At 59.0% G+C, this 19,232-nt stretch carries 16 protein-coding genes; 7 read left to right on the top strand and 9 right to left on the bottom strand.

The annotated features are described in order from the left end of the window. The 4 genes from VGL22_RS12410 to VGL22_RS12395 form a co-directional block, all read right to left on the bottom strand. Positions 1 to 1,094 (bottom strand): multicopper oxidase domain-containing protein (locus VGL22_RS12410; RefSeq protein ID WP_465267247.1); only part of this gene is annotated, 1,094 nt, incomplete at its 3' end. Between the two features lie 772 nt (positions 1,095 to 1,866). Continuing rightward, the gene (locus VGL22_RS12405) at positions 1,867 to 2,775 is read right to left on the bottom strand and encodes a hypothetical protein (protein WP_465267246.1); all 909 of its coding nucleotides are present in this window, start codon (positions 2,773 to 2,775) and stop codon (positions 1,867 to 1,869) included. A 42-nt stretch (positions 2,776 to 2,817) separates the two neighbouring features. Continuing rightward, positions 2,818 to 6,111, bottom strand: coding sequence for an efflux RND transporter permease subunit (locus tag VGL22_RS12400; RefSeq protein ID WP_465267245.1), 3,294 nt, complete (start codon positions 6,109 to 6,111; stop codon positions 2,818 to 2,820). Positions 6,112 to 6,153: 42 nt separating this feature from the next. After that, the gene (locus VGL22_RS12395) at positions 6,154 to 7,383 is read right to left on the bottom strand and encodes an efflux RND transporter periplasmic adaptor subunit (protein ID WP_465267244.1); all 1,230 of its coding nucleotides are present in this window, start codon (positions 7,381 to 7,383) and stop codon (positions 6,154 to 6,156) included. 708 nt (positions 7,384 to 8,091) lie between these two features. Here VGL22_RS12395 and VGL22_RS12390 point away from each other — a divergent pair. The 6 genes from VGL22_RS12390 (at position 8,092) to VGL22_RS12365 (ending at position 13,523) form a co-directional block, all read left to right on the top strand. After that, the gene (locus VGL22_RS12390) at positions 8,092 to 8,715 is read left to right on the top strand and encodes a Crp/Fnr family transcriptional regulator (RefSeq protein WP_465267243.1); all 624 of its coding nucleotides are present in this window, start codon (positions 8,092 to 8,094) and stop codon (positions 8,713 to 8,715) included. A 243-nt stretch (positions 8,716 to 8,958) separates the two neighbouring features. Beyond that, a complete protein-coding gene (locus tag VGL22_RS12385) occupies positions 8,959 to 10,785 on the top strand; it encodes a hypothetical protein (RefSeq protein ID WP_465267242.1) in 1,827 nt (608 codons plus the stop codon). A gap of 35 nt (positions 10,786 to 10,820) precedes the next feature. Beyond that, positions 10,821 to 11,570 carry a hypothetical protein gene (locus tag VGL22_RS12380; RefSeq protein WP_465267241.1) on the top strand — a complete coding sequence of 250 codons (750 nt, stop codon included), beginning with the start codon at positions 10,821 to 10,823 and terminating at the stop codon, positions 11,568 to 11,570. After that, complete coding sequence (locus VGL22_RS12375; RefSeq protein ID WP_465267240.1) at positions 11,567 to 12,211, top strand: hypothetical protein; 645 nt, start codon at positions 11,567 to 11,569, stop codon at positions 12,209 to 12,211. The genes VGL22_RS12380 and VGL22_RS12375 overlap by 4 nt, the downstream gene beginning before the upstream one ends. 1 nt (position 12,212) lies before the next feature. Then, positions 12,213 to 12,788, top strand: coding sequence for a hypothetical protein (locus VGL22_RS12370; RefSeq protein ID WP_465267239.1), 576 nt, complete (start codon positions 12,213 to 12,215; stop codon positions 12,786 to 12,788). A 6-nt stretch (positions 12,789 to 12,794) separates the two neighbouring features. Further along, a complete protein-coding gene (locus VGL22_RS12365) occupies positions 12,795 to 13,523 on the top strand; it encodes a hypothetical protein (RefSeq protein ID WP_465267238.1) in 729 nt (242 codons plus the stop codon). Positions 13,524 to 13,745: 222 nt separating this feature from the next. Here VGL22_RS12365 and VGL22_RS12360 read toward each other — a convergent pair whose 3' ends face one another. The 4 genes from VGL22_RS12360 to VGL22_RS12345 form a co-directional block, all read right to left on the bottom strand. Further along, entirely contained in the window at positions 13,746 to 14,861 is a 1,116-nt protein-coding gene (locus tag VGL22_RS12360; RefSeq protein ID WP_465267237.1) for a tyrosine-type recombinase/integrase, read from the bottom strand. A gap of 70 nt (positions 14,862 to 14,931) precedes the next feature. Beyond that, entirely contained in the window at positions 14,932 to 15,840 is a 909-nt protein-coding gene (locus VGL22_RS12355; RefSeq protein WP_465267236.1) for a hypothetical protein, read from the bottom strand. Between the two features lie 407 nt (positions 15,841 to 16,247). Beyond that, a complete protein-coding gene (locus VGL22_RS12350) occupies positions 16,248 to 16,868 on the bottom strand; it encodes a helix-turn-helix transcriptional regulator (protein WP_465267235.1) in 621 nt (206 codons plus the stop codon). 512 nt (positions 16,869 to 17,380) lie between these two features. Continuing rightward, positions 17,381 to 17,893, bottom strand: coding sequence for a DUF3617 domain-containing protein (locus tag VGL22_RS12345; RefSeq protein ID WP_465267234.1), 513 nt, complete (start codon positions 17,891 to 17,893; stop codon positions 17,381 to 17,383). 181 nt (positions 17,894 to 18,074) lie between these two features. Between VGL22_RS12345 and VGL22_RS12340 the strand changes: the two genes are divergently transcribed. Further along, a complete protein-coding gene (locus VGL22_RS12340) occupies positions 18,075 to 18,812 on the top strand; it encodes an HpcH/HpaI aldolase family protein (protein WP_465267233.1) in 738 nt (245 codons plus the stop codon). Between the two features lie 16 nt (positions 18,813 to 18,828). On the opposite strand, the gene VGL22_RS12335 is transcribed toward VGL22_RS12340, so the two are convergent. Continuing rightward, the coding region (locus VGL22_RS12335) for a hypothetical protein (RefSeq protein WP_465267232.1) at positions 18,829 to 19,232 on the bottom strand (404 nt) is incomplete at its 5' end.

Raw genomic sequence — 19,232 nt, 5'->3', positions numbered from 1 at the left:
GGCTGCGAGAAGTGCGAAGCGCCATCGGCGGTCTGGGTCTGCATCGGCCCCGCGGTCACCGTGTCGGGATAGCTGCGGCCATTCAGAAGGAAGTACTTATCCTTCATGTCAGCGAATCCCTCAGGGTTGAAGGTCATGCCGACAAAGTGGAAGTTGGGATCGAAGCCGTGGATCTGGATCGGGTATTCCACGTCGTACGCGGTCGAGCCATCCCCATCGTTGTAGGTGAATAACATCGGGGAACCGCTCTTATTGATCCCGTGAGCCACGCCGTTCGCCGGAGGAACCGGATTCGAGCAGAGGATGTCGCTTGAGTTGCAGGCAGTGCGCAGATCGCCTTGCTGCGCTATGAGCGCAGAGCGCAGGCTGTTGCCCTGCGGAACACGATCCTGGCGGGGACGCACATAGAGCTGGCCCACCATGCCCATCTGCAAGTGCTCAGGCGGCGTGATATGGCAATGGAAGAAGTAAGTGCCGGCATCGGGCGCCAGGTAGTAGTACGTCATACTGCCGCCGATGTTGACCGCCACGGATGCATCCGGCACGCCGTCATAGAAGCTTGAGGCGTTGGGATAACCGTGGAAGTGGACGGTGTGCTGTTCGAACAGATCCGGACGCATGATCATGCCCACGTTGCTGAGCGTGAGGAAGAACTCATCGTCCTCATCAATGGCCATCAACGGGGCGGGGATGTTGCCGTTCATCACGCCCACATCCATCAGCTCGCGCGGATCCACGTGGCCATCGATAAGGTTATTGTTGTCGATGTCAGGCATGATTCCGACCGCGCCGTTGTAGCTGAACGCGCCGCCATTGTTGACGGTCGTTGCGGGGTCGCCGGGTGACAGATATGTCCCCGCTGCCATGGAGAACGGCGTGTTGAACACGTCCGTGGTCACCGTTCCAGGCAGGCCGGCTGCGATGTTGGCCAGGCCGGAGAGCGGGCCGAAGGAGAACATGTACGTTTGCGTACCGTCCGCCATGGTGGCGTAACCATCGCCGCCGGAGATCTGCTGGCACTTGATCGTTCCGTTCACGGGCTTGGTGGTGTCAGGCACCATGAAAGCGCCCACGGTTCCGCTTGCAGGACACATTGTGCTTGTTCCCGGAATCAACGCATTTGGGGTACATAGGCGCAACGTCGTCGGAGACGTATAGTCCGGTTCTGTGTTACCCGCATTCGGGTGCGTGATTGTGCTCGTCGGACACTGGACCATGAATGATTGGGCATCAGACCGCACGAGTACGCCCAAAAACAAGATCGTGAAGGAGAGGACTGCGCCCGCGCTTCTGTTAAACATGCTCTCGACCTCCATACCCGGCGGGGTACGTTTGACTGCTCGTACCACCGCCATCCTTCACAACATCGTCGTTATCGCCTTTTTTCTGTTTGCCACTGCGCAAGTAGATTGGAAAAACGCCACACGCCCCGGTAGAGGGGTCATTTTAGTGAATGCTTGCCGGATTTCGTTGGCTAACATGGCTCGGGGTGGCTCGGGAACGCGCTGCTGCAGATAAATCAATTCCGAAGACCCGCTGATCAACAGAGGCGCACAACGCCGGCGCGCAGAATAATGACGCTGCTGTTCAACTCGGGTGGCGCCCGCCAGGAAACAATAAGGGTGAGGTGGGCCTTGGGATCAGCTCACGAGCGACAGCATAAGTCGATGGCGCAATGCTGGATGAGGAAGCCCTCTGCTCCTGCACGTCTCGGTGATCGAGCTGCCAGAAGATAGGGGATCAATCAGATAGATATAACTTCTTTGCTCCAGCACAAAAGCGAACACGCTCATCTGCTGTATGTGAACCCCGTCGGGCAAATGCCTCTCGCGGCTTACGTGCGGTTGTTTCCTGCAATCCTGACGACTACGGCGGCGTGGGGTGTTGCTGTTGTTGCTGGATCATCTGCCGCCGCTGCTCGAACAGCGTTTGCATATTTGCGATGCGATCTTCTGTAGGGGATTGTTGTCTGCCCGTGTTCGCCGTATCGGGCGCAGGCGGAGTCGGCGAAGAGGCCGGAGGCTCGGCGTTCGCCGGAGTTCCGTCGGGATTCGCTTTTGCTTGAGTAGCTGGCTCCTGGCCGGGCTGCTGGGCCTGAGGGGCCTGCCCTTCGGCCGTTGTGCCATCGCCCGGGGGCTTCGCCTTGGAGTCGTCAACCTTCCTGGTCGCGGGCGTCGCTTCAGTTTCTCCACGGTCAGTTTGCGCCGCGCTTCCCGCGTCCGCATTGCCCCTTTCGAGATCTGCTACCGCGGCAGACTGTTCTTCCGGCGTATGAGGTCGCGCTGCCTCCCGCATTTGCGCAAACGCTCGCCTGCCGGCCGGTGCGCCTCTCATGTCCGGAGTTCCCTTATCCTTTTCTTCGGCCCTGGTGAGCAAAACGATCTTTTCGATCTTCTCCGGGTCGGCCGCGGAAGCACCAATAATGTAGTCGAATCCTGAAGCCGTCAGCAGGGCCGCGAGTACATCGTTGCTCGGACCCGGCCCAATCTCATCGAAGACGAGAGAAGATTTGGCCGTCTCCGGCGCGTCGAACTGCACTCCAGTACATTTCTGGATTGCGCTCAGGATCGCGCCGAGCGCCGAGTAATTCGCCGAGACAGAAAGCGTGTTGCCAGTGCATGAGACCTTGGGAGGAGCCACTGCGTGCGCCGCCGGTGCCTCCTGTTGCACACCGCTGTCCGGCGCTTCCGCGCTCGCGGGTGTCGGCTGCTGTGAATGGACCGAGAACGGAAGCGCCGCCGCAATCACCAGAACGCCAACAATGTGCAATCTCACCTACGCCTCCAATGCCGAGTACTTATCGGCTGCGCCTTGCGTTCATACCAGCACGGGCGCCTGTTCGGCCTGCTCATGCTCCGCTACCTCTTGCCAGCCCTCCGGAACCGTGCGCCGTCTCCATATCTCGTAAATCGAGGGATAGACCAGAAGTTCCAAAAGGAACGAAGTAAAGATCCCGCCTATCATGGGAGCGGCAATGCGCTTCATCAACTCTGATCCGGTTCCCACTGACCACATGACTGGAAGCAGGCCCAGGCAGGTTGTAGCGAACGTCATGAACTTAGGTCGCAAACGCCTGGCTGCTCCATACATCACCACGCCGCGCAAGTTGGCCCAGTTCTTCAGCCGCCCTTCCTGCGTAGCCTCCTTGAACGCCAGATCAAGATAGAAAAGCATGAAGACACCGGTTTCGGCATCGATACTGAGCAATGCCAACAAGCCGACCCACACCGCAATGCTCATGTTGTAGTGGCAAATATAGATGGACCACACTGCCCCAATGCTCGAGAAGGGCACCGCCAGAAACACGATCATGGTCTTGGTCAGCGACTTCGTATTCAGCAAGAGCAGCAACACAATCATGGCGAGAGTAACAGGAACGATAATCATCAGGCGCTGCTTCACGCGCAGCATCGCCTGGCCCTGGCCTCCCCATTCGGTCGAATAGCCTTCCGGCAGCTTGACCTGTTGCAGCGCCTTGCTTGCATCAGCCACGTAGTCTCCCACGCTTACGCCCTCCAGATCCACGTAAACATAACCAGCCAGCATGCCGTTCTCGTCGCGGATCATGGACGGACCGTTTGCGGCTTTTATGTCCGCAAGCTCGCCAAGCTCCGCGTTATGACCTCCCGCGGTGGGAATCAGCAAGTGCTGCAGCGCATCCCGCGTGCTTCGGAAGTCCCGCATATAACGAACATTGATCGGGTAGCGTTCTCGTCCGCTGACATAGGTGCTTACATCGTCTCCACCAACGGCGCTGCTCAGAATGCGCTCGGCCTGCTGCACGCTCACCCCATACCGGGCCAGTTCCTCGCGGCGCCAGATCACATCCAGGAAGTAGCCCTGGTTAGTTCGTTCCGCATATACCGCGCGCGTACCCTTCACCCCACGCAGTTTCGCGGTCACCTCCTGCCCAATCGCATCGAGCTTGGCGGGATCGCCACCGAAGATCTTCAGGCCCACAGGGGTTCGGATCCCGGTATTCAGCATCTCCAGCCTGCCCCGGATGGGCATCGTCCAGGAATTCGAGAAGCCCGGGATAGCAAGGGCATGATCCATCTGCTTGATCAATTCGTCTTGCGAGATGGTATCTGGCGTAACATGTCGCAGCACCGACTTAAGCCACTCCGGGGACCACGAGCTATACCATGTGTCAATGCGGCGCCACTCGGAGCGTGGCTTCAGAGTAATGAGGGTCTCCAACATGGACAACGGAGCTGGATCGCTTGCCGTATCGGCTCGGCCTGCTTTCCCCAGCACATGGTCAACCTCGGGAAATTGAGCCAGGATCGCGTCGCTCGCCTGCAGTACGCTGCTTGCCTGGGAAACCGAAATCCCTGGCATCGACGTCGGCATATACAGAATTGCGCCTTCATCCATGGAGGGAAGAAATTCGGAGCCCAGCGATATAGCCACGGGGACCGTGATGACAACCAGCAGCGCCGCACCCGCGAATACCGACCCCTTGTTTCGCAGAGTCCAACCCAGAACTCGCTCGTAGAGGCGCATCAGAGCGCGGCTCAGCGGATTTTCTTCTTCCGGCCGGATGGTCCCGAAGAACAGAGCATTCATTGTCCGGCAAAGCCAGGCTGGCCTGAATGTGAAGTGTTCCTTCTCCGCGATCAGAAGGCGCAGGGCGGGGTCGAGCGTGATCACCATCAGCGCTGCCACCAGCATGGCAAGCGTCTTTGTATAAACCAGCGGCTTGAACAGGCGCCCTTCCTGTCCTTCCAGCGTGAGTATCGGAATGAACGATACCGCAATCACGAGGAGGGCAAAGAATGTTGCCGGCGCCACCTGCTTAACGGCCTGCAACACCACGTCGGCCATGCGCCGCCTGCGGCCCTCGCGCTCCCACCGTTCGAGCGATTTGTGAACCTGCTCGGCCACCACGATCGATGCGTCAATCAGTTCGCCAAACGCAATCGTGAAGCCAGCCAGAGACATCACGTTAAGGTTGACGCCCAGATATCTCATCGGAATCACCGCCACCAGCACCGCCACCGGCATGGTGATCAGCGGAATGCACGCGCTTGGGAAGTGCCAGAGGAAAATGATGACGATCAGAGCAATCGTTACGAGCACGCCAATGATCGTCTCGCGCGTGCTTTGGATGGTCCGCTCGATCACTTGCGACCGATCGTATACCACCTCCACCTTCATGCCTTCAGGGAGCGTCGCCTGAATTTCGTGGAGCCGATGCTGCACGCGGTCAACCACGTCCAGAGCATTCTCTCCGGTGCGCATTACCACGATGCCTGAAACTGCTTCTCCTTTTCCATCCCAGTCCGCTACGCCGCGCCGCAACTCCGGACCCTCCACCACCTCGCCGATATTCTTAATGAGAACCGGGTTTCCATCACCCGAGTTAGTAACTGCGATCTCCCCAAAGTCTTTCAGGCTGCCGGCATAACCTGACGTGCGGATCATGTACTCTGTACCGCCAAAGTCAAGCATCCGCGCGCTTGAGGCTTGATTGCCTTCGCGCACCGCGTCAACAACCTGATTCAGGGTGACACCATATCCACGCATGCGATCCGGGTCTACGTTCACCTGAAATTGACGCGTGTATCCGCCCACCGTGGCAACATCGGCCACCCCGGGCACCGTTTTCAGTTGATAGCGCAAGCGCCAGTCCTGGTAACTCCGTATATCTGCAAGGGTGCGGCGACCGGTCGTGTCGATCAGCACATACTGGAAGATCCACCCCAGGCTGTTGGCATCCGGGCTCAGCACCGGTTTGGCGCCTTCGGGAAGGCGCTCTTCCACGCCGGCCAGGTATTCGAGTGTGCGCGCTCGTGCAAAATACTGGTCAGAGCTGTCGTCGAAGATCACATAAACGTACGAAGCGCCGAAGTCCGAGACTCCCCTTACGCTCTTTACATGCGGCGCTCCCACCAGCGACGTCACCAGCGGATAAGTAACCTGCGTCTCGACCAGGTCAGGACTGCGGTCCCAGCGGGTGTAGATAATAACTTGCGTATCCCCAAGGTCCGGCAGTGCATCCACGCGAGAGTGCACCAGGGCGTACCATCCGGCTGCCACCCCCAGGCAGGCAGCCAGGATCACAGCTACCTTGTTTCGCACTGCGTATTCAATAACCCGCTCTATCAAAGCTTCCTCCGAAGGGCTGACAAGGACCCCTGCAAGATATTTCTAGCGGCTCGATTCCGGACTGCGGAGTCGAGCTTCCGAGTCCACCAGAAACGTGCTGGACAGCACCACGGCTTCACCTGCTTCGAGTCCGCTTACCACCTGAATGCGATCGCCGATCTGTGCTCCGGTTCGAACTACCCGCGGAACGAAGTGAGAATCATCTGCGCGCACAAACACGCGTTGTGTCGAACCGGAGTCAATTACAGCATCCACCGGAACGGTAACTCCGCGGGGCACACTGGTAGTAAGCTCCGCGGTTACGAACTCACCCGGACGTAACTTGAAACCTGGGTTGTCGACTCTCAGCCGAATCTTGACGGCGCGCGTGTTCGGATCAACTTCGGGCAATACACCCACCACCACACCATCCATTGAATGCGTGGAGCCGGGTATCAGCACGCGGCCCTTTTGCCCCACCTGCACAGCCTCCGCCTGCTGGCCGAAGGCCTCAGCCTCCACCCACACACGGCTGATATCTGCCACCCTGTAAAGCTCCATGTGACGCTCAAAGCGCATGCCCGGCGCTACGTTGCGCGACAGGATGAAACCGTCCACTGGAGAGACGACATAAGCATCCTCAGGAAGCTTACGCGTCTGGCTGATCTCCTCAATCTGCGCATCGCTCATGCCCAGGTTGCGCAGCCGGTCAGCACGCGCACCTGCTGTGGCTGCGCCTTGCGCGGCCGAGGACGCCGCCTCTTTCGTCATCGAGGAAGACCCGGACGCGCGTTCGTTGGCAGACAGGTATCCACCGGCCACGCTCAGAATTTCCGGAGAGTAAACGGTTGCCAGGCGCTGATTCTTTGTTACCCTTGAGCCCGCCGCATCGTCGTGTGTCTCCTTCACATACCCATCGGTGCCGAAATCAAGCTTGAACACGCGGGTTTCGTCGGCCTGCACCCGCGCAAACAAGCGAATGGATGTAGTGCCTGCGTCAACACTCGCGGGCACCGTTTGAATCCCGAATTGTCTCTGGCGCGCAGCGCTGATTGTGATCGCGTTGTCTACCCTCGCCGCAGCACCAGCTTCATCCGCATACACCGGAACCAGATCCATGCCGCAATCGGGGGCGGTGCCGGGCTTCTGGGAGCGATAAGCCGGATGCATCGGGTCCTGGTAGTAGAGGATTTGCCGCGTCTGCGTAGGTGGAGCGTCCTGCTTCATCCTGTACCCGGCAACTCCGCCCGCGCACAGCCCGGCGGCGAAGAGAAAGATATAAATGCCCTTCATACTCGATGACCTTCTGCGCAAATGGCGCTTTAGTTGCATTACCACCTGGCGTTACTCCCGGGTAGAAATGATTGTCTGCTTCGGCATGCTTGCTTGAGACTTACGCATTGTGGTTCTAACATGAGTGCACAAAGTGATAATTTGCTCCCCAGCAATCGCGGTAAATGCTCCATCATGAATTTCCACTTGATCGTGCAAGCAATTCTTTCCCTTCGCTTAAGGGTGCTTGCCGGAAAGCAATAAATCTGCAGCTCTTTGCGGATTTGCAACAACTGCGGTATTTGTAGGCCTGCCTTCTCTATATGGATAGAGACGCTGTTCTCATATCAGCAAGCCTGTGGGGCTACTTTCCACAACCCGGGAGAGGTTGAACAGCACTTTTAGCAACTTCGTTGAAAACTCCTCTTGACAAGCAAGCACGCGCCATTGCTAAATCGTGAAGCTTCCTATCAGTTTGTCTTACTTTGCAGTTTGTTGTTTCGCAACTCGCTGTGTGACTGCTGCGCTCAGCAAGATTTCGGCAGCCTAGATTGCCTCTCTTTAATGCCTTAGCTTCTATCTGTTCCGGGGGTCCATATGGAAAATCTATCGGCTGCGGCGCGACCGCTTCGCGTTCCTCTCGCCTGCATTCAAGACCGCGGCATCGGCGACCGCGGTAGCCTCTTGACCGGTTCATCGCTGTTCGCCGGTCTTTCCTCCTCAGACTGCATGCGCATCGCAACAAGCGCTTCCGTCCGCATCTTTGATCGGCATGACTTCCTGTTCATGCAGGGGCAAACCGGACACCGGTTGATGCTCATTCAGTCCGGCACCGTCAAACTTACCCAGCTCAGTTCGGGCGGCGAAGAAGTCATTCTATGGATGACGGGAGAACGCGAGCCGATCGGGTTCATGCTAGATCCCGTGGAAGGCAAGTGTCGCTATACGTGTTCAGCGCAGGCCATGGAAAAGGTTTGCGCGGTGGTGTGGGAGTACGAGCGCTTTCAGGTCTTCCTCGACCAGTTCCCGCGCATTCGCGCCAACATGAACTCCATCCTGTTCGCGCGCCTCGAAGAACTGCAAGAGCGCTTCCGCGAAATCGCCACAGAGCGCGTCGCCAAGCGTCTGGCAATGGCTCTGCTGCGTTTGTCCAGGCAAGTTGGAAGGCCTCACCAGGCCGGCATCCAGGTGCAGCTCTCGCGCGCAGAGCTGGCCCAGCTCGTGGGCACAACGCTGTTCACGATCAGCAGAATCCTCTCCAAATGGGATGAAGAAGGAATCGTTCTTGCCCGGCGTGAAGCAGTGGTTGTGTGCAACACTGCCTTTCTTGAGAACCATCCTGATGCTGACTGATTCTGCGGCCGGATAGAGTAGCGCGTAAACTCCCCGATAGCCCCGTCAACCCACCATTGCGGCATAGCAGGCCCGGTCCTTTCCCGGACCAGGCAGGCCTGCCTGCATCTTTCGCCTTAGGTGATTCTGCCGCAGCCTTATCCGCGTGAATCGGCGGTCCATTTGCGCCCCAGCAAGGTCCGCCCCTCGCCGGCTCCCTAGAATGTCTGCTTACGGGTAACTTGTCGAATGCGAGCCTATCGAATGACAGCACGAATTGCCGGATTGGTCGTACTTGCCTGTGCTGTATCAGTCTCATTTGCGGCGGAGAGTGCATCCTCCGACTACAAGCTTGGCCAGCGCGCAGAAAAAAAGAAACAGATGGACGCCGCCTACCAGGCATTCAAGAGAGCACATGAGCTCAAGCCCGGCGAACCGCTCTACATGCTCGCCTACCTGCGCCTCCGCTCCGAGGCGGCCGGAGAACACATCGCCTCCGGCCATCGCCACTATGACGAGGGCAACCTGCAGGCAGCTCTCGACGACTTCCGCGTTGCCACGCAGATTGACCCCTCCAACTTCGAGGCGCTGGGCTGGGCGAAGCGCGTAAGCGACGAATATGAAAGGCAAAAGCGCGATCAGCTTGGGACCCCAAAACTGAAAGATGAAGAAGCGAAACTCAAGCATTCCGCCGGCAATGCGGCCGGCCCGATCGAATTGAAGTACAAGTCCGACATTCCCGTCTCCATCCAGATGACCACCACGGCCGACGTGCTTTACAGAACCATCGGCAAGCTCGGCGGGCTCAATGTGCTCATCGATCCTGACTACAAGCCGCAGAAGCTTACGTTCGAGCTCAAGGATGTAACCCTCCACGACGCTCTGGACATGCTCGCGATCCAGTCCAAGAGCTTCTGGCGTCCTCTCTCGGCCAACACAATACTGGTCACTGCGGACACGAGTGCCAAGCACAAGGATCTTGACCAGAGCGTCATGAAGACGTTCTATCTGCGCAACGTGGCTTCGCCTGAGCAGCTGCAGGCCGCGGCCGCAACGCTGAAGGGCATTCTCGATATCACACACGTTCAGGTAACACCTGAGGTGCGCTCCCTGACCCTGCGCGGCACGCCTGATCAAATGATCTTCGCTCAGAAGCTCTTGACTGACATCGATAAGCCCAGCGCCGAGGTCATCATTGAGGTTCTTGTGATGGAGGTTAGCCGCAACAAGTTGCGCACCTTCGGCACGATCCTGCCCACAACCTACAGCGCCGCCCTCAATCAACCCACCTCCGGCAGCGACTCCGGTTCAGGTTCTGGCTCCGGCTCGGGATCCGGTTTCAGTCTTCAGTCGCTTGCCAATCTGGGCGCCGGTGACATCACCGTTTCGGTCGGAAGCGCCACCTTCACCGCGCTCGCAACCGATGCCACTACCAAGGTGATCCAACGTCCGCAGATGCGTGTGATGGATGATCAGAAGGCCAGTCTTAAAATTGGTGATCGCATTCCCATCGCCACCGGCTCCTTCCAGAGCGGCCTCACCCAGGGCGTCAACACCCAGTTTCAATACATCGATGTCGGCGTCAACATCGACATCACTCCCCACGTCCATGCGGACAACGAGGTCACGCTCAAAATGGCTCTTGAGATCTCCTCCGTTACCGGTGAGACGACCATCTCCGGCGTGACCCAGCCAACCATCGGGCAGAGGCGCATCGACCACGAAGCGCGCCTGGCTGACGGCGAGGTGAACCTGATCGGCGGCATCCTTCAGGAAAGCGAATCCAAGTCGATGAGCGGCTGGCCCATCCTCACCAAAATTCCCATTCTGAAATATCTCTTCGGCCAGGAGTCGAAGCAGCGGCAGGAAAGCGAAGTTGTATTCGCTATCATCCCGCACATCATTCGCTCCAGCCCCGTCACTGATGATGACCTGAGAATGGTCGACCTGGGCTCGCCCTCGACGGTCAAATATCGTGCTCAGCAAGGCCACACCGACGTTGCGACCACGGGCGCTCAGCCCGCGGCGCAGGAACCGAAAGCCCAGCCTCAACCCACTGCGCCGCCCGCTGCTGTGCCGCGTGCGCAATAGTCGTCACAGCTTTAACCGCTGCTTGTGAGGTGCGCATGCAGATTACGATCAATCTCTCCTCCGCGCCGTTTTTGGATGTGGAGCCGCTCATCCGGAGGCTGCGCATTGTCGCCATCAGCCTCGGAGCGCTTACGCTCTGCGCCGTGGGCCTGCTCGTATATGCGCATTCTCAGAAAAAGGCTCTGCAGTTCGAAGAGCGCCGGCTAGACACCGCAATCGCCCGCGAATCAGAAGAATTGAGCGCCAGCCGCAAACTGCTCGAGATGCCGGAAAGCGTCAGCGTCTCTAACCGCGCAGTTGCACTCAACAGCCTCTTCGACGAGAAGTCCTTTTCGTGGACTCTGCTCATGAAGCAGTTTGAAGGCCTGGTGCCTCCTGAGGTTCAGCTAGCCACCATACAACCAGTGCGCGGTAAAGACGGAGCCATCGAAATCCGCATGCACGTCATCGGCCCTCGCGAGAAGGTCATTGACCTGATGCACGGAATCGAGTTATCGAAGAACTTCACTCTGCCCCATGTGACTGCCGAAACGGCACACAACAATGACGCCCGTCCGAATCAGCGCGCACTCGCCTTATCCGCGTCCAGCGTCGAAGAGTTCGACATCGAAGCAGGCTACGATGAAGACGCTTCCTCGCCCCTGCTGCCTGCGAGTCCCGCGCCGGCCGACCGCGACACAGCATCCTCTGTGCCCGCGAGTCCTGAAACCCGCAAAGCTGCGACAGAGCGACTGACCGCAACCGCGGTTCCCGCAACCGCGCTTGCCCCGGCAGGTGCGCGATGAAAAAGCTTTCGTTCTCTGATGTGCGTCACCGTTATGGTGCGAAGGTCTCATGGTATGCGGCGGGCGTCACTGCTCTCGGCATCCTCTTGGTCGCGCTCTGTCTTGAGCTTTCTTTTGGTTACCTGCTGGACGCTTCCGAACACCACAGGGCCCTCGGCGCCAAGAGCGCGGGCCTGCAAGCCATTTCGAATGAGGCAAGCCCGTTGCGCGGACTGCGCAAAGACATCGGCGATACGCGCAACTCCATTGCGGGCTTCTATTCCGAACGTGTTCCCGCCACCTATTCGCAGATTGTGGGCAGCCTGGGAGAGATCGCGATTCGCTCCGGCGTAAGTCTCTCGCGCGTATCTTACGTTCAGGGAAAGCCGGGCGCCGACCTGTCGGAAGTTTCCATGGAAGTCGGCGTCGCCGGGGACTACGCGCAGCTGGTCCGCTTTGTGAACGGCGTGGAGCGCGATCGGGTATTTTTTGTCGTCCGCGCGCTTTCGTTCACAGGTCAGCAGGGCGGACAGGTCACTCTGCAGGTCCGCATCTCCACATGGCTTCGCGCCCAGGCCGCTACAGACCCGCTCGTCTCTTCAGGCAAGCCGTCGCTCCCAGCCGTCAATCCTGCCGCCATTTCCACCATGGGAGGGAAGTAGCATGATGCCCGCCGACAAAAAGAAACGGCAAGCCATCCTGGCCGGCGGTCTGTTTGCCGTTGTCATCGGCCTCGCCATCTGGGATTTCAGTGGGCCCTCTGCAAGTCCCTCGCAGCCAGTACGGCCGCGCCTCGACGTAAGCGCAACCCAGCACTCCTCAGCAAGAAGAGGTCCCTCATCCGCGCTTCCGTCCAGCTTTCACCTTCAGTTCGATCGCCTGGCACGCGCCGAACGCATGGACTACAGCGGTGATGGGCACAATCTGTTTGGCGGCCCGCCGGTGGCCATTGAAGCACCTGCCGCTCCGCCGCGCCCCGCGTCCCCTGTCGCGCCGCCCGTGGTCACGGCCGTAGCCAAAGCCGAGCCGACAATCGATGTGAAATATGCCGGCTTCGCCGAGAGTGGAAGCGGCAATATGAATGGCCTGTTCATGCGTGGCGACGACATCTCCGTCGCCCGCTCCGGAGACATCATTTTCCACCGCTTCCGCGTGGGCTCCATTCAGTCAGGCAACGCGCAACTCACTGACCTTGTATCGAACCACAGCCAGCGTGTGATCGCGGCCGGCGCGCGGTAGAGTCGCATGAACCGCAACTGCCCGGCCTCACCGATGAGAGAACAGGAACAGGGGTACATCCTGGCCGGTGTAGTCATCCTTCTCGCCGTCTTCATGATTCTCATCTCCGTGGCCGTACCCAAAATGCGCGAAGATATTCGCCGCGACCAGGAAGTGGAAACCATACATCGCGGCCAGCAATACGTGCGCGCTTTGCAGCTCTACTACCGGCGCTTCCATCACTATCCCGGCAGCCTCGACGAGTTGGAAGGAACCAGTGGGCTCCGCTTCCTCCGCAGGCGCTATCAAGATCCGCTCACACGCTCCGATGACTGGACGCCGGTGCTGCAGGGACAGAACAAGGCTCCCCTGACTATGGGATTTTTCGGCACTGTTCTTAATGGCGGAAACGCTATCCCCGTGTCTGCAGGCGACCAGGCGAGGAACAGCATTCTTGGAACTCCCCCGGCTTCGGCCTTCGACTCGTTTTCTACCGGCGCCGGTGATTCCGAGGGCAACACGCAGCAGGGTTCCCCTGATTCGCCCTTTGGAGGAGGACCCATGATCGGGGTAAGACCCGGCAAGGCCATGGCATCCATCATCGTGTACAAGACCAAGTCGAATTATGATGAGTGGGAATTCGTCTACGACCCCGCCACCGATCCCACGTTACCTAAATGGGCAGCCGATACGCCCTACTACGGCGCACCTGGCATGCCCCTCTCCAACCCTCCCATTCTCTCCACCAATCCCTGAGCTCCCGCGATTGCGGTCATCGCGGATATCCATCGCACGAATGCGAAGGCGTCCACAGGCGTCAGTCTGCTGAGAAGAAGATCTGAGAGTGGCGTCTTCACTCAGCGCTTATCTTTGGGGTCGATGGCCTGCGAACGAATCGGCATGGTGGCGGGGAAGGTCACGCGTGATAACTGGTCCTGCATCTGCTGAGAAGATATCTGCTCTGAGCGGCGTCTTCACTCAGGGCATATCTTTGGGGTCGATGGGCTGCGAACGAATCGGCATGGTGGTGGGGAAGATCACGCGTGATAACTGGTCCTGCACACGCGACTCGTACTCGTGAAGGATGCTCAGGCGCGTGCGCCGGAACACTTGCCACGAGATCCATGGCATGCTCACCTGCTGCCCAACCCTCTTCAAACGCCGCACTGCCAGGTTGATCTGGTTGATGGGACGGCCCGACCTCGTGGTCAACACAAAGTCCTGCCAGCCTCCATGCGACTTTGTCGCCAGATTGCGCAACACCCGGTGCAGCAGCGGGGGAATCGGGAGGAACTTCCTTCGCGAGCGCGGCACCGGCGCAAGCTCTCCACGATAGCGCTGCGCGCGGACGGCGATGTGCCGCGCAGGAATCAGGAGACCTTCGCGTGTCAAAGGATGATCTGCGAGGTTCACATTCTTCCACTGCAAACCGCAAATTTCTGAGATGGTCATGCTGGTCAAAATCGCCATCAGCGCCACCTCGCGCTCCGGGTAACGCATCCGCTCCAGCACCTGGAGAGTCTGCGCCAGCGTGAGCACGTGCAACTCTCCGCGGCCGTTCTCCGGAATGCTCACTGCAGCCGCCGGATTTTCGCCCGTGAAGAGTCCACGCCGAATCGCGTGCCCGAATACCGATCGCACCACGTTGCGGATGTGCCTGACAGTTTGCGGCGAATATCCCCGTTGCGTCGCAGCTTCAATCAGCTTGCGCACATCTTCCGGTGAGATCTCCTGCAATTCCACCCGGCCCAGATAAGGCCACGCCGGATCTTCCGTCAGCTTCGATCGCGTCCGTGGCTCCCCCGAACCCAGCAGATGATCCACTTCAAGCGGGCTCATTACGTGTTTCAGAATCGCGTAATAATGCCTCCGGCCCGGATTCGACTTGGTTGCGATGTGCTCTGGCAGGAAATACGCCTGGATGTATTGCGAGAAGGTCAAGAGCCTGTCCTCACTCCCCGTGGCGAACCCAATGTGCGGAGAGTTCGGCAGGGCACTCACCATGTCCAGCGTGGCGCAATCCATGTGCTCCTGCTGCGTCCCTGGCGCCTCAAGTTCGCTGTCGGAGGGCGAATTCAATTCTTCATACTGCATACTGGTGTCCTTCGTAGGTCATCTCACTGCAATAAACCCGGTTTACTCGGCCTACGCACACCCTGGGAATTTAAGGATGAACTGCAGCAGCCTGCATGGTCGGCTTCTCGAATTCCTTATCGTTCAGCGTTGGATTCACTACTGCCCTCTCAATGAAGATCTTCTCCGCGCTGTAACTCGCGGCAGACCGCTTCTGGCCCTTCTCCGGCGCAAGGGGCAGCACATGCGTCTCCATGAGGAACGGAAGCTTCAGTCCATTTACATCGCGATAATCGCGAAAATAGATCTCGACCTCGTGCTCCTTCCCGTCCATCCTTCTAGGCTGTCCGTCAATTTTGGCTTCAAGATAAGTCTGCGCATCAATCCACACATGCGTCACGTGGTTGTCGCGCGCAGTCAGCTTCAGTTTGTAAGTGTCGCGCCCTTCAACCTTCTCCTGCCCATCTAATTCAATGCGTGTTCCCTTCTCTGTGTAATTCATCAGCGGCCCGTCCAGATCGGGCTGCAGTGCTGCGCTCTTAAGTTCCTCGGCGGTATAAGGCTCAACCTGCACACGATTCAAAAAAGGGCGAAGCTTCCAGCCCTGGCTGCCGTTATAAACCTGGATCGCGGTCTTGCCGGCGAACTGTATCTCGTAACGCGACTTGCGACCCCGCTCCATCTTGAGCGTGAAGGGCAGTTGCGCCTCTTCCTTCAACCGCCCCTGGGCGGTTATGGCCTTCAGGTTCACCGGCTTCTTTGTTCCGGGAGCCTCCGGCAACTGTGCAGTGCCACGCTGATCTCCTCCCGCAGTCAGCCGGCCCGACTCAGACAGGCTCTGCACCGCGTGCCACGCCTGAACACCGCCCCGCGCAGCGAAGTTCCTGTCTGCAATCTCCGCCGCGGTTAGCGCACTCGATGGACTCTTCGCATCGCTTGCCCACAGCGACCCACTCAGCATGGCTGCTGCAAAACTGAAAGCTAGTACTTTGCCCTTCATGTCTGACTCCTGACAACATATATCTCGGTGCGGATGCAGGGCGTCTGCACTTCAGCCCCCACCGCATCAAACGGTATGCTCTACTGAACCACAGCCCGGCCGCTTCGAAGTTGACACACAACAACTTGCACCAATCGAGTTCGGCTCGCTTGAGGATCACTGCGCTGAGGGATGATGTGGGTAAGAAGGATGGCCGGCACAATGCAAGGCTGACGCGCTTGGCAACCCGCGTTTGCATTGGAATTGCCTTGAAACTAGGGCCGGTCTCCAGATCGGGGGACCTCGGCGAGCCCGGCTTTGCCTTGCTAGGGTCGAGGCCGCCTGTTTGCCCCGGTTTTCACGCCCGCACCGCGTTCTCTGATGCTATCTATATCTATGAAATCTCTGCTGCGGAGATCTTCGCCATGTTATTCTTTCGCGATTTTGGCTGGCGCTTTCCCCGCGCCCATAGCCTTCACCAGAAGTTCCGTTCGGCTCGACATACCCAGCTTGTCGTAAATCCGGAATAAATAGTTCTTCACGGTATGCTCACTCAGGTTGAGCGCCTGGGCAATTTCCCGGTTCGGCAGGCCCGCCATCAGAAGGGAAACTACCTCCTCCTCTCGATGGCTAAGCAGCTGATTTCCGCGCGCATCCAGAAACTTGCCCGCGGCTGCGGCGCTCTGATCGGAGCCCTGCACAATCCACTCCATGTCTCCCCAACTTGCCCATACGTGGCCCCGGTGTACGTGCTCAATGCACTTGCCCAAGTCCTCGAGCGACGAATCGTGAATGGAGAAAACGCCCTTCGCACCCTGTTGAAACGCCGTCACCACGGCCGCGCGGCTTCGCCGCTCATACAGGACAATGATGCTGGCCGCGGGGGCCGCTGCTCGAATCCTGCCTACGATCGCGCAATCGCACAATCCAGCTTCCGACACTTCCGGCATCAGTAATACCGTGTCAGGCCGCGTGCGCTCCATCTCCCCCAGCAGGCGCTCCTCAGTGTCCGTCATCGCAACCGGCTCCAGGCCCGTTTGCGCTTTCATCGCAGCCCAGAGCGTCTCCGCAGGAAGACTCTTTCTCGCGTGAAGCAAGACTCGAATCACCAGACCTCCACCGCGTTGCCTCGTACCCAAACCTATGCACATGGAGGCGGGAACTGCTCACGCCGTTCCCATCCCGTGTTCCCGCGAAGGACCTGACATCCTCTATCTAATCTCTATATCTCGAGACCATTCCGACTGCACGCAAGGAGTCCATCGCGCTTTACAAGTCTCGCGCATGCAAGCAACACTCTGGCGAAATTCGGAACTAAAGTCCAGACCTCAAAGTAACCAAGTCATATTACTCAAGGAACGATAACCAGGCACCGCGCAGGGGTCCTTATGACGTTATGCAACTGAGACCACAGAGTATAACTACACTTAATTCAATCTATTTCTCAAGATTAGACGCCATCTCACAGAAGTAACTTAAGCTACTTTCCGCCTCAGCCTGTGCTGCGATGCGAGAGCGCGCAGCCACCTGGTCGCTCATGCGCGCTCTCGCCGGGCCTGCCTTAGTTTGGTGGAAGCGGCGTGGGCATCACGCTCCCGCAGTCCGCACCCTTATAAGTCGACGTAGAGTCGATCGTCCACTCAATCGGCGCCGGCCTCTGGCCCAATTGCATGGTGCCTGTGAAGTGGACCTTGCTGTGCGACTGCCCCGCCGCGGTCCACCTCGCTTCCATCTTGCCTGAGCCGTTCATGTGGCCGGTGCAGACATAATCGGCGGTCATTCCCGTGGCTGTCTTGTTCATGTTCTTCACCTGGCACTCCCCCCGCGATTGCGGAAGCGGGCCGCCGTAGCGGTCGATCATCTGCTGCGTCACGCACACCTGCGATGTGTGCGGAGCGCCGCCAAACGGCGAGTTGGCCGGCATTGGCATGCCCGCCGGAAAAGGCGATTGCTGCCACGTCATCTCTGAAGTCATCTCATAAAGACCCGGCTTGCGGTCCGCCTGCGCAACGAGCAGAACAGCGGACGCGGCCAGGCAGAGGCTCACTGGAGCCCAAAATCGTAATCTGCGCATGGATCCTCCCGATGAATACGCGAAATCCTCCTCCGCGCCGGGATCACTCTACGTCAGCCCCGTCCACCTGGGAAAGCACTATCTTCGTGCGCAACAGCCCTCCACCCCGCCCCCGCTTCGCCGGCCCAGATCCACAGTTGGCTACAATGGGGTGCAAAGGCAATCCAGCAAAGGCGCATCAATGGATCTGAACCTATGGGCGCGCGAGCGAAGGCCCCGCGTCGGCACTCTTCTTACCACAGACAATCCCACCATTATCGAGGTGGCCCGCCTGGCAGCGTGGGACTGGCTTTGGATCGACGCGGAGCATGGCCAGTTCAACGAGAACAGCGCAGCCGTTGCTTGTGGACTATGCGCCGGCGGCCCGGCAGTCTTCGTGCGCCTGCCCGACTTCTCCCCCACCGCCATCAAGCGCTACCTTGAAATCGGAGCCGACGCCATCATCCTCCCCGCAGTCTCCACGCCTGAAGACGTGAACGCCATCGCGGAAGCCGCGCTCTACCCGCCCAGGGGCCGGCGTAGCGTAGGCATCGCCCGCGCTCAGGGCTATGGGTCCACGTTTCAGGACTACCTCGAAAAGAAAAGCTATTCCATCGTAGTTCAGATCGAGACCGTCGCCGGAGTCCGCAACGCGCGCGAGATCATTGCTCACGATGCCGTGGACGCTGTACTCCTCGGCCCCTACGATCTCAGCGGCTCATTCGGCATACCCGGCCAGATCGACGCGCCGCAGGTCGCCGAAGCCATTGCAAACGTTCGCCGGCTCTGCAGCACAGCCGGAAAACCCTGCGGCATCTTCGCAGCCACCGCGGAGAAAGCGCGCCCCTATGCTGCTGAGGGCTTCGACCTCATTGCCGTAGGCGTCGACTCATCCATCCTGCTCAACGCATATAAACAACTCCGACAGTCGCTGATCTGAGCAAACATCGCGCGACCTACTTCGGCCCCCAGATGCGGAATTCCCCGCTCACGTGCATCAGGCTCATCACGTACAGCATGCCGTCGTAGTAGCGCCCATTGCCGCTGGGCACCGGCGTGTTCCACAGCGCGTCGACGAACTTGCGCGCTCGCGCCTTGTCTGTCGCCGCCAGGCTCGCCACCGCGTTGGTTCCCACCAGGCCGGCAGGATGATCCTCGTGCGTCAGACCCTTCGTCGCGCCCAGGTCCTTCCCATCCAGGGTGTACACCGGCCCGTATCGGTCGATTCCCTGCCCTTCAAAAAACGCCTGGATGCGATCGCTCAACTGCTGCTCCGAAGGCTCCTTCCGCCACCACGACCAGTCCACGCTCCAGTTGCTCGCCGTGCGCCACGCGTCGTACCCAAACTCGTCTGACTGCG

Origin of the sequence: Occallatibacter sp. (assembly GCF_036502485.1) — a bacterium.
In the GTDB taxonomy this organism is placed as follows: Bacteria; Acidobacteriota; Terriglobia; order Terriglobales; family Acidobacteriaceae; genus Telmatobacter.
This window is presented reverse-complemented; position numbering and strand designations above follow the sequence as displayed.

What these genes read in the sequence shown, in the direction of transcription:
- VGL22_RS12375 (WP_465267240.1), top strand. Translation starts at nt 11,567, where the DNA reads ATGAAAAAGCTTTCGTTCTCTGATGTGCGTCACCGTTATGGTGCGAAG.
- VGL22_RS12380 (WP_465267241.1), top strand. Translation starts at nt 10,821, where the DNA reads ATGCAGATTACGATCAATCTCTCCTCCGCGCCGTTTTTGGATGTGGAG.
- VGL22_RS12385 (WP_465267242.1), top strand. Translation starts at nt 8,959, where the DNA reads ATGACAGCACGAATTGCCGGATTGGTCGTACTTGCCTGTGCTGTATCA.
- VGL22_RS12365 (WP_465267238.1), top strand. Translation starts at nt 12,795, where the DNA reads ATGAACCGCAACTGCCCGGCCTCACCGATGAGAGAACAGGAACAGGGG.
- VGL22_RS12355 (WP_465267236.1), bottom strand. Translation starts at nt 15,840, where the DNA reads ATGAAGGGCAAAGTACTAGCTTTCAGTTTTGCAGCAGCCATGCTGAGT.
- VGL22_RS12360 (WP_465267237.1), bottom strand. Translation starts at nt 14,861, where the DNA reads ATGCAGTATGAAGAATTGAATTCGCCCTCCGACAGCGAACTTGAGGCG.
- VGL22_RS12350 (WP_465267235.1), bottom strand. Translation starts at nt 16,868, where the DNA reads ATGAAAGCGCAAACGGGCCTGGAGCCGGTTGCGATGACGGACACTGAG.
- VGL22_RS12395 (WP_465267244.1), bottom strand. Translation starts at nt 7,383, where the DNA reads ATGAAGGGCATTTATATCTTTCTCTTCGCCGCCGGGCTGTGCGCGGGC.
- VGL22_RS12390 (WP_465267243.1), top strand. Translation starts at nt 8,092, where the DNA reads ATGCGCATCGCAACAAGCGCTTCCGTCCGCATCTTTGATCGGCATGAC.
- VGL22_RS12345 (WP_465267234.1), bottom strand. Translation starts at nt 17,893, where the DNA reads ATGCGCAGATTACGATTTTGGGCTCCAGTGAGCCTCTGCCTGGCCGCG.
- VGL22_RS12340 (WP_465267233.1), top strand. Translation starts at nt 18,075, where the DNA reads ATGGATCTGAACCTATGGGCGCGCGAGCGAAGGCCCCGCGTCGGCACT.
- VGL22_RS12370 (WP_465267239.1), top strand. Translation starts at nt 12,213, where the DNA reads ATGATGCCCGCCGACAAAAAGAAACGGCAAGCCATCCTGGCCGGCGGT.